This is a genomic window from Metasolibacillus fluoroglycofenilyticus (assembly GCF_003049645.1).
In the GTDB taxonomy this organism is placed as follows: domain Bacteria; phylum Bacillota; class Bacilli; order Bacillales_A; family Planococcaceae; genus Metasolibacillus; species Metasolibacillus fluoroglycofenilyticus.
On sequence record NZ_PYWK01000004.1, the window covers coordinates 131,371 to 143,295 of the forward strand.

8 protein-coding genes are annotated in these 11,925 nt (G+C 32.3%); all 8 read right to left on the reverse strand.

Annotation, left to right across the window (positions count from 1 at the left end; all coding sequences use genetic code 11):
* Positions 1-1,174: 1,174 nt before the first annotated feature.
* Positions 1,175-1,447: a hypothetical protein gene (locus C9J36_RS14365; protein ID WP_107943543.1), complete on the reverse strand. Its 273-nt coding sequence runs from the start codon at positions 1,445-1,447 to the stop codon at positions 1,175-1,177.
* A complete protein-coding gene (locus C9J36_RS14370; RefSeq protein WP_107943544.1) occupies positions 1,444-1,746 on the reverse strand; it encodes a hypothetical protein in 303 nt (100 codons plus the stop codon). The genes C9J36_RS14365 and C9J36_RS14370 overlap by 4 nt, the downstream gene beginning before the upstream one ends.
* An 83-nt stretch (positions 1,747-1,829) precedes the next feature.
* Positions 1,830-2,285: a JAB domain-containing protein gene (locus C9J36_RS14375; protein ID WP_107943545.1), complete on the reverse strand. Its 456-nt coding sequence runs from the start codon at positions 2,283-2,285 to the stop codon at positions 1,830-1,832.
* A gap of 61 nt (positions 2,286-2,346) precedes the next feature.
* Entirely contained in the window at positions 2,347-2,868 is a 522-nt protein-coding gene (locus tag C9J36_RS14380; RefSeq protein ID WP_107943546.1) for a DUF1643 domain-containing protein, read from the reverse strand.
* 259 nt (positions 2,869-3,127) lie between these two features.
* The gene (locus C9J36_RS14385) at positions 3,128-6,277 is read right to left on the reverse strand and encodes an Eco57I restriction-modification methylase domain-containing protein (protein ID WP_107943547.1); all 3,150 of its coding nucleotides are present in this window, start codon (positions 6,275-6,277) and stop codon (positions 3,128-3,130) included.
* Between the two features lie 110 nt (positions 6,278-6,387).
* A complete protein-coding gene (locus C9J36_RS14390) occupies positions 6,388-9,249 on the reverse strand; it encodes an N-6 DNA methylase (RefSeq protein WP_161956437.1) in 2,862 nt (953 codons plus the stop codon).
* A 9-nt stretch (positions 9,250-9,258) separates the two neighbouring features.
* Complete coding sequence (locus C9J36_RS14395) at positions 9,259-11,175, reverse strand: DNA methyltransferase (protein WP_107943549.1); 1,917 nt, start codon at positions 11,173-11,175, stop codon at positions 9,259-9,261.
* Positions 11,176-11,365: 190 nt separating this feature from the next.
* Positions 11,366-11,845, reverse strand: a complete 480-nt coding sequence (gene rlmH, locus C9J36_RS14400) for a 23S rRNA (pseudouridine(1915)-N(3))-methyltransferase RlmH (RefSeq protein ID WP_066168588.1) — start codon at positions 11,843-11,845, stop codon at positions 11,366-11,368.
* Positions 11,846-11,925 lie beyond the last annotated feature (80 nt).

The following is an 11,925-nucleotide window of genomic DNA, read 5'->3' on the forward strand; positions in this document are numbered from 1 at the left end:
GTAGTAATTGATAATGACTAAAACTGTAGATTGAGACATGCTTCTTCCACTGAACGAAACTAGGAATGACGGTTTTGACAACAAAAAAAGCCCAAACATAACAACAGCTAAATTGACCTAATAAAAGGCAATAGCTATTTGTTATGCTTAGGCTTTCTGATACAATCGCTTAACTTGACTGTAGGGCAGAGAAGAATCAACTTTGCGCATGACATAATGTCGGCAAAACTTCCTGTACATATCATTTTATCTAGTTAGTATTCGTTAAAAAAGTAGCTTATTCTCACTACAATTCATCATCTGTTCCAACGTTAGTTGGTAGCTATAATATATAATAACAATAATTATTTTTCAATCTAAAAAACCTAAAAACCTTTTACTCTAAGCAATCATATAACTATACCGAATAATATAAATTATATTAAAATATATTTATTTTATATTCGTTCGGCTAAAGCCCAGCATGTCCTATCGGTAGAGAGGATTGCTATTTTTTCAACCGTCTATTTACTATACAGTTAAAAGCAAATATTGTGTCTAAAATGTGAACGTAAATTATTTATTCCCTATTGCTATTCCCACGTAAATCAGAGAAAAAAATTGCTATCTACTGTAAATTACGGGTTTTCGGGTTTTGGCTAACTTATATGATTAAACGAACCTCCTCTGTACAAAAAAATAACTAGCAGCGAATGAATCTACTGCTAGTTACATAATCATTTATGCTCGTTAATAATCTCTCTTGCCACCTCAGTTGCAACAGCTATTACAACCGCTCCGATTACTTTATCCCACATTTCATAACACCTCCTCCGCTATTGAAATATCGGATTGCTTACTAAACTTCCAATTCAACTGGCACATGGTGAACAAACCACTTTACATATTTGGCATATGCCAGTTCTTCATTATCAACGCTTTTTATATTTAATCCTCCTGTTCAGATTGCTTTACTACTTCACTATTTTTTAGCAATATCTCATAATTTTCTATGTTCCCTGTTTCAACAACAATTAGCGTATAGTAATCCCCTTTTTCATCTGTATAATTCGCACTTTCACAAATTACTGGGTTTGCTAAATGTGCAATAACGTGTAAAGGTACTAGTCGCTCGTCTATTTGTTTAAAATACTTTCCTCATGCGCTTTATATTATCTATCTCACTAACGATTACTTATACTCTAGTACCATACATTGCATAATCATAAAAATCCCTCATTAATTGACGGTCAAGGTGATTTGGAATGCCATTGATAATAGCCTTGATACGTTGACTTTGAAATACATACTCTTTCTCTATGATTTCGTTTACTATTTTCTCCATTAGGATTTCATAAAATATATCATTGCTAATTGGCTTTCCTAATTCGTTATTTACTCCAACTTCTCTGTAATAAATATTGTTATCTATACTAACTTCCACATATCGCTTATTAAATACACTCATAGCTCTATCCCTTCTAAAAAGTTTGTCATCAGCTTGTCATTGACCAACCATACTTCATATGGTGTTTCATCTCCTGTTTCTACTAACATCAAGGTGTAATAATTCCCTTCAATATCCGTATAGTTAGCACTATGACAAAGAATCGGTGCTTCTACAAAGGCAATCATATAGGGTGGTACAAGTGCCTCATCAATTTCCTCATGAGTAAAGCTCATTGTTTCGTAGCCTACTTCTTGAAGTGGAATCTCCTTCCCTAGCTTTTGTTGTAATACCTCTGTTAATCGTTGAATCGCGTTCATTTTCAATATCCTCCTTATTTTTATAAATATAAAAAGCCCTAACATCCATTTCAGATGTTAGAGCCTATTTGTCATTTAAAACTTTATTCATTTTCAAAATATCCACTCTCTTTCATTGAAACATAGCTATCATCGCCCAGCACAATATGATCGAGCATTTCCACACCAACAATTAAACTAGCCTCAATTAAACGTTTGGTAACGTCAACATCCTCTGGACTCGGTGTTGGGTCACCTGACGGATGTGGATGGCAACAGATGATGGAAGCCGCATTGCTTAAAATAGCTGTTTTCAGTACCTCTCTTGGATGAACGATAGAGAGATTCAAACTACCAATGTGTGCAATCGTAATATTTGTTGGCTGATTTTTCACATCCAAACACATGACAACAAAATACTCGCGGTCTACTTCGCCTAAAAATTCCTTTAACAACTCGTAGCAATCTTGTGGGCTACGAATGCGACGATTTTTGTACAACATACTTGCTTCCTTCACTAATTTGACAGATACAATGTCTACTCGTTTTGATGACGGCATATTATTCCTCCTAAAATGTATTCAAGGAAATAATATATGTTCATATTTTTAAATGAAACGCTTAATCAACTTGTCCAACAGATGGTACTTCATAAGGAGCTAACTTCCATCCATTTTTCACTGCTGGATAAAGCGGATGAAAACCCCTTCTTCCTTTAGGGCATTCTATTTGAAGAATCGTTGCTTTCTTATCGAGCAAAATAGCCACAATCATATGCAGCCGCTTTTGTGCTTCTTTGTTCGTTTCAATGCCTGTACCAACTGCAATAATGACATCATCTACCTTTATCACCTCTTCTTGAACTTGTTTCAGGTTTTCAGTAGCTGACTCATTCGTATCTTTGCTTTCAAGTGACGGAAATAAATTCATAATAACAACAGAACCATAGTCAAGCTTTGCGAGATTATTCATGACATACATTGTCGTTTGATCCTGTACAATTTCATCTGTTAATCCAGCACTTTTCATAAGAATGAGTGCCTTTCTTTTGTTCTTATCCCATTCCTTTTTAACAATATATTTATTTTCCATCCCTTCATCGTATGTGACCTCTGTCTTTAAAATATTTTTTAGTGTTTTCATTATTTTATACTCCTTTTAAGAGTCTTTTACTTTGGATTACGGACTCTACTTGGCTTGTAGAGAATGCTTGATTCTTTTACTGATATGATATTAACTCGTTTGCTTATAATCCTTTTATATTGATTCCACTCATTGCAAATCCCCCCTTAAAATAAAATCAACCATAACTCCACTAAAAGGAGTTATGGTTGTCTGATATCATCATAATAATATATGCTTTATTTATTGTTCATTACGTAAACAAATACTATCAACTTATTTAAAATAATTGAGCAACTAGTTCATTCAAGATTATTAGGTCCTCTTCCACTTTCCTCCTAACCAATTTGCGACGAGACGTAAGTTTTTTCTCAATATCTAAGTCGTCTCTAGTAAATGAAGCACAAATTTTGTTTTCAATTTTTTCTACTTGTTTTACAATTTTTAACTGTAATTCAGTTCGGTGGAAATCTGGAATAAACATAAGTGGTAGTTTATGAACATGACGTTCTGTAAATCCACCTTCAGCCTGGAAATCCTTTATTACTTTATTTATATAATCTGAATTAAGCACTCCTACCACATACCGAGCCTCTTCCATTGTACTGAATGCTGCTACATATGTTGTTTGATCAGCGATAAATTTCATTTCATCACTAGTATTATTTTGTTGAATGGCTGCACAAGGTTGACTTCCCCCTGCTCCCATATGCACTAAAATGCTATCTTTATAAAAAGTTTGTTGTGTAAGTTTTCCTCGAACATCCAACCCTTTACGGAAACTGTTTTTTTGAAACTCATCTAATTCATCATATCGACTAAACCATTTAGCAGAATAAGTTTCACCTATTATATTTAAATCCTCGTTACTGACCATCTTTATTTCTTCGTTTATTTCAATAGGTAACGCAACTAGTAATTCGTTAGGCAAAATATAAAAAGGTAAGAGCATTTCTGAAATAACGGTACGGTATAAATATTTTGGGCTTATGATACCTTTAAATACCTGACCTTTTAGCTTCTTATTATTTTTATTATTTGCAGCGTACTTAGATGTTGAAATAGATATATTCTTTCCACTTGCACTATTCATCTTTTCAACAAACACAGCAGTGCGAGGCATCAGGTCTGCTCCCTGTCTAAATCTCCCCAAATACGTATTTTTTACAGAAGATATTACATTCAAATTAGTACTATACGCGCTCTTTTTGTCTAATTGAACTAAATAAACTTTCCCCGGAGAAACGTTTTCATAGTCATTTAACGTTACTAGTTCTCGATATTTGAATTCCTTGTTCTCACCGTACTCTTTGGTACAAAATAGTACACAAGATTTTACCTTAAAAGTTGAAAGACTATTCGGAATTTCCCAAAATTCTTCAAATCGAACATTTACAATCGGTTGGAAAGCTGATTGACGGAATTTGTAATGATTATCTCCATCCATAATGGTACCTGGGAGAATAAACACTGCATCACCCTCCGACTTTAAATAAATATCAATAGATTTCAACATAAATACTGTTGCCATTTCAGAATGATGTGCTGAACTACCAGTAGGATTTATTTTATACTCTTTAGCCAAATCTATGATTTTATTTTTGTACCTTACATCGGGAAGGCTTGATATCGTTAGCCAAGGTGGATTAGAAATAATATAATCGAATTCTTGCTTCAAGCCTTTCGGTACAGTTTTATTCAGAAGCATATATTGCCAGATACTATCATTTATTTTTAATCGTTTCTTATAAAAATATCTGATTAACACGTTTGATGCTTCCTCTAGCATCACTGTTACCATTTCATCTAATCCTATGATTTCTTCTGCTAAAACACGTTTAAGTTGGAATTTTCCAATCATCCCCTCTAAATTTCCGGTACTAATAGCCATAGATGCCACTAAATCACATTGTTTATAAAGTTTAGAAAGTACTCCATGATTAATTGCTAATGTACGAGGAATACTGACAATTTGATTTTGTTCATCTAGTTCCAACGTAACAATATCGTCATCATACAACTTCTCAATTAAGGAATCTGTATGATAAATAGGTATTGTAATCATATCATCAGCTTCTACCAATAATTCTCTAGTTGTTAAAAGCCATGTCGCTTTTGCCAAAATAACTGCAATTGGGTCCACGTCAATACCTATAATGTTTTGCTGAATAATTTTAATTTGCTCGAATTTGGGCATATTTTCAGTATCTAAAATATCTCGTAATTCGCGAATCGCTTCTCCTAAAATCACACCTGTACCAACTGCTGGTTCAATAATTTTAGAATCACTTTTTATCCCTGGACGAATACGTTTAAAAATATTCTTTATTAACGATTCTGGTGTACTAGTCTGTCCGTTCTCTCTTCTAGCTTCGGCAGGAATAATTTCCTCAAAAATCAGATGAAATAAGTTAGCTTTATCTACCTGCTCAAAATTAAATTCATTTACGTAAAAGTAAAATTCCTTGGCAATGCTAATAAACTGTTCTATATACTGTGGTTGTAAAACCCAAGAATAATAATCTGACTCTACAAAATTTGTCACATTTAAAACTGTTTCAGCTAATTCTCCAGTAATAATTTCTTTAATTAAAGTATCATCCGCAACACGATTTTTATCAAGTTGTAAACTACGCGCAACAATAATTCTTCCTAAGAGTACTAAATAAATATGCTGACTATATGTTTTATGAACCCGCCCTTGAGGAAATTGATAGTTGTATTGTTGAAATTTTGCCCATAAATCAATCTGATTTTTTGCTACTAAATCACTTTGAGACACTTCAGCCACAATTGAATGAATTTTTTCTACGTTTGAACTGAAAAATTCACTATTCTCACCGAGATTTGCTTTCAATGTACCTGCTGAAATTAGAAGCACATTATCTTTAATTAAATACTTCTCTAAGAAGTTTTTTACGTATTCTGCATTATTCTCAATATTTGTCGAAGCGTCAACTTCATCACATATAGTTAATTGAACGTCATCTGCGCTATATGTTTCTTTTACCTCGGTGCACGATGCTTTATATGCTTTCCAGCGCAATCCATCTGTAATGATACCAATATGATCATTATCATATCCAAATGTATTCCACTTTCCAGAAGTATATCGACGAACTTCTAAATCAGCTGTTGCATGTGCACTAATATTTGTCAAATCTCTCTTCCATTCAACAGTAACACTACCTAAATCTGTATCTTGGAAACCAATTATACTGTTACTTTCAGAAGATTTCTCTGTTTGAATTTTCTCTTCTGCTCCCATATAAATATTATTTATTTTTAGCTGAGCGATAGGGTTATTTTGAAATATAGTTTTTACATTACCAATAAATATTTCTTTTCGAGCCGTCTCATTTTTCTTCAATTCTTCAGCTTGTTTCATTAACTTTAACATATCAATTGTTGCATCTAACTGATTAACCATTTTACCCCTCCTGATTTTACCCATCGTTTTTTAAGTCCTCGTAATTTCAATATAAGGTAGATAAGGAGCCATGTCAATAAAAAACTCAAAAAAAAGAAGAAATAGAAAACCTATTTCTTCAACCTTTCATTTTTTAAAGATTCTATTTGTCCATGAATTTCTTGTAGAAGGGTTAAAACATCTGTTTCTGTATCTACTAACATTTCTAAAAGCAAACGATCGATTTTACCAACTATATATTTATCGGAGAATTTTTTATTTTTTAATATGAGCCCTAAATCAGATAAGATTTTTAATTGTTTATCAGATAAAATGGTTAAATCTGGAACTAAAATTCTCCTTAAATGTGTCGCCTCAATTTTTAATGCTCCCCCAGCCATTACAGTACAATTCTTTTCTAACTGTAAACGAATTAAGCTGGAATTAAAAATTGCAAAATATATATGCAAAATCTTTTCATTCAGATTTTCTAATGTAATCGTTATAAAATTAGCATCAACAACATATGGTTTACTCATGTCATTTAATACAAAGGGAATCTCTTTATAGTTAATACGATTAACAAAAATATCTCCTATATGTCTGGATTGAAGAGCCAATGTATACCAATATGTTGGTAGGTTCTCCAGTGTCGGCTTATTTTGATACGTTTTTAATACTGGCATCTCAGGCACATATATAATACCATCATTTTTCTGCACACGTAATTTCGTAGCCTCTTCAATATAAGCATTTGTAGTATCATCAAATGGATGTAAACCAACGTTTTTCCAGCCTTCAATTTCTTCAATCGTATAATTTTTTGCTAAATGATCATAGTCATTCAATAAAATACCTTTACCACTTATAAAAATATAATGGGGAAGTTGTTCATTTGTAACATCATAATGATTTAAATCCTTAATGGAGCGAACCGCTTTTTTCAAATATTTTTTCTGAATAAAAGCCAATCTGACTTCCTTCTCATCCAGGTCAACATAATTATATGTCACTAAAATATAGTCCTTATATCGTTTTTCATATTCAGTTGGTATATTTACGTATTGTCGGTTTAGACCTTCAATATCAATTAAGTTTTCTCTATAAAGATCTTCCCAATATAAATGTGTAAACTGTTCTGTTTGAATATTGCCCTTTATTAACCCTTTTTCCTTAAGCTCTCTATAAGTCAATTGCTTAAAATAAAAGAAACTATTGTATCCCGTACGAATTCCTTGGTTAATATTTATAGATAAGTTATTGATGCTTATCCATTTATTAGAACGATAAAGTGTATCGATGCTGCTCTCTTTTTGGAAGAAATCGCCCCATTTTTTACTTACTAAAGGTTTTATATTTTCTTGAGCTGGCATTAATTTTAGCAATTTATTTTCTTCCAATAATTCACTTACTAATTCCTGTTGTTCTACTATACGAATACGAACATATGAGTCTTCCCAGTCTGACTCTAGCGTCTCCAGCCAATTGCTGAATTGGCGTTCTATATTTTGTTCATCTTTATAGCAATTTGCACCTATTAATATACTTTTCATCATAAAATGTAAATTATGATTTTGATTATTTATTTGCTTAAATTTAATGAATTTAACACGATTTTTAGGATTAAATTTCTTTTTAGATGTAATCACGATCGAGGTACTTACTTGTGCATCATCAAAAGCAATAATATTTGAAAGGTCCATTACATATTTCAATTCTGTTAATTGTACAAAAAATAACTTTAACATTGCCCCATAATCACGATTAATCCATGAATTAGACGTAATGAAGCCAATTTGCCCGTTTTGGTTACACAAAGTATAAGCAAGTAACCATGTAGGAACTGTTGAATCAGATAAGCCAGAGTACCCCTTTACAATATTATACCAAAATAGTTCCTCTTCATTTCTTTTGGAAACTAGCTTCTTTTTAATCGATTTCAATCGCTCTTTAAAATGTTCTATATTTTGTATATTGCCTAATAAACTTGCACGAATATATGCATTAATAAATTGCCCTTGGGCTTTCGAATCATTAAGGGATTCATCGAACACTTCTATATATGCTTTTTTAAATTCATTTGGTATATATTTATACAACTGACCCAAATTTTGATAGCGAATATACGCTGGATTTCCTATAATTACATCAAATAGTTCTATACTCTGTTGTTCATATTCTAGTTCAAACAAGTCCTCTGGATTACGAACACGAATAAAAGGATTAAACGCATCCAAATTTAAAATTTTTACTTCATGAGAATACTTTTTTTCCAATTGTTCAATTTTAAATACTAATTTTGCAATCTCGGCAGTTATTGAATTAATCTCAAAACCAACAAATTCCTTTTTCACACCAAAATCTTCTTGCTCTAAAAGCTCTAATGTAGATGAAATAAATAATCCTGTACCGCACATTGGATCCAAAATTCGCTTGCTTTCTTTAGTTATGGTAAGTGCTGCAATGAATTTACTAATCGTATGTTCTGTAAAGAACTTACCTAAGTCTTTGCGCTCTCTTTTACTGATAACATCTTCATAGATACTGACTAATTCAATTAAATCAAAGTCACTACCGATTTTTGTTAAAGAAAAATAAATTTGCTCTTCATCTATATTTAATAATTCATGATAGTACATTGTAATTGGAAATTCATTAACCTGAGCTTCCTGTAAATGAAAATCTATACATGATAAAAGCTTTTGAAAATTATCTACTTCTTTATAATCATGAGCTTCATATTTTTTTAAGAAGAGTATATTCAATGTAAATAGATAAAGTAATTTTTCGATACTTTTCTCCAGCTTTTTATTGAAATCCTTTTCTTTATACTTCAAATCATTAATCTCTAACCAATGGTTATGGATATCGGCAATATTACTCTGTTCAAAGCGCAAAGCTAGCTTAGAAGTAATCGTTTGAATTACTTCTAAGCTAGTGGACTGCCATTTTGTATACTGCGCTCTTCTGTTGCTTTTATCATATGACAACATACTGTCCATTTACTCCTTTAAAAACCTTATTTTTAATTGCTTATAAAAATCCTTTGCATCATACTCAATTGGCAAATGACGCTTTATCATATAACTTAAGTAAATACTATATATAAATTGCTTTTCTTTTTCTATTTCTTTCTTTGACTCATAATTTTCGTTTATCACTTGAGTTAAATAATCCCAAACTCCAAACTCAAATTCAAGTGATGGTTTTATTTCTTTTTTATCAATAGGTTTTGTGACCCCAATAATAATATCTTTTCCCACCGCATTTTGAGATTTTACTTGCTTAATACTACCTTGTTTTTTATCTAAAATAGATGTTTCAACAACTTTAAATCCAGCTTCAACCATTGCCTCAATTGTGGCATTCCATACATCCTTTTTAGAATTATGAAATACTACTGACATATGCTTTCCTGCCTTCAATATACGATACATTTCACTGAAAGCTTGTTTCATTAATTCCTTGTAATCTGTAAGTCCTTTCCCTTGCGCTTTACATATAATCGCTTCATTTTTATTATCTGTGTATTGACCTAACCACGCTTCTAAAATAAAATTCATCTCAGAATAGATAATGTCTTGTCCAAATGGCGGGTCTGTGAAAATATAATCGATGCTATTATCTGGTATATTTAAATTAGTAATGGATTGTGTAGAAATTCGTATATCATTTTTGTCTACATTAAATAAACCAGTTGCTTTTATTAAATTCTTTAATTTTTGTTCCTTTATCCCTTTAATTATATTCTTCTCTAAAGAAATTGAACCAAGATATAATTGACCGTTTTGATAACCTGTAACTACTAAACCCTCTATATTTTTCTTGAACACAACCCGGGTCATTAAGGTTGAATTAGATAAATTATAACTGGAAATTAAAAATAACAATTGATTTCTCACTTCTAAAGGAGCTTTCAATGCATTTTTCCACAACGTACCTAACACTATTAAACTCCTTCTTGTGTAAAAGTGATGAACATGTGTAACGCCTTTATGATAACCGCTTCGATACATCTCACCCCAATTTCCATCTTTAAACATCATTTTTACGTTTGGTACGGTTTCTGGAATAGGTGTCGATTCAATCTCTCTAATCAACTTAAAATCATTTTCAATACATTCACGGTAATATTTCTTTTTTCCTACTTGAACATATACACGTTTTGGTACTCTTTTTACACGAGATGCCTTTTCTTTTAATACATCATCATATATCTCTTCTGTGACTCTTTCACAAGCAGATTTCTCAAGCTTTGTATTACACGATGGACAAGTAAATCCATCTTTAAAAGTTTTATTTTGGAAATCTACTCCAACGTCCCAATAGTCAATTTCAAATTCACAGGTAGGACATTTGTACAATTCTGACCAAACAATTTGACGAATTGTTTCTTCAACTCCCTCATTAATTACTTTATACATCCAACCAATTTCTTTTTCACTCTCTTCTAAGAGTTGAACAGCGGCTTCTTCAAGTTTCTTTACATCAACGGGGAGTGCAATACTCGAAGAAATAAATGTAGCAATTGGACTCAAGTCTGTTAAAATCGCTTTACGTTTTCCTACTTTATAATCTATTTTATGTTCTTGAAATTCTTGTGCAACTTTACTATCGACCTTATCACAAGAAATAGCCGCCAATCCTGTCGAACCTGTACCTGAAAAGCCATCAAATACTACATCTCCTGGATTTGTATAATACAAAATATATTTTATTATTGACTGATAATCTATTTTCGTGGGATAAGAATGCATATTATATACAGGACCACTTCTTTTGGATTCAACAGGATCATTGTAAGGTGTCCAATTAGATTTTCTTATTAATTCACTAGACATCTGAGTAGTGTCCATGATTTCTGCAATACATTCATTTTTACCCGTAGAATAATACGGTAATCTATTTAAATTTTTCATTAAACTCTCTCCTAATTCACACTTTTGCAATTATATTATTTAATAATATTTCAAAAAGATGTAGTGTATTATTTATTATAACACACAAAACATACGTTCCTTATTATTAATAAAAAAGTGTCCCAGTAAAAACCTTACTGGGACTAATTATATTGAGATTTTCAAATATATAAAAGGTATAAAACCTCACTTACTTATGATAAGGCTCACCCTTAATAATCCTAAAACTCCGATAAATCTGCTCAACTAGTACGAGCTTCATTAGCTGGTGGGGTAGGGTCATTTTGCCGAAGCAGAGCTTTTCGTCTGCGCGCTTTAGCACATCTGTGTGCAAGCCGAGTGACCCGCCAATGACGAAGGCGACCTTGCTTTTGCCGTATGTCATCAAAGCGTCGAGGTCGGTGGCCATTTCTTCGCTTGTTTTCATTTTGCCGTCGAGGGCGAGGGCGATTACGTGAGTGCCGTCTTGAATTTTTGAGAGGATGCGTTCGCCTTCCTTTTTTTTGACGAGCTCCATTTCGGCGTCTGATAGCTGTTCGGGGGCTTTTTCGTCAGGTACTTCGATGAAGTCGATTTTTGCGTAGCTGCTTAGACGTTTAGCGTATTCGTCTATGCCCATTTTTAAGTATTTTTCTTTTAGCTTGCCTACAGAAATGATTGTTATATTCACAGCTTATCCACCTTTACAATTCATTTACAAACATCTTATCCACAAAAGTTATCCACATATCAACAAGTCATTTCAATATA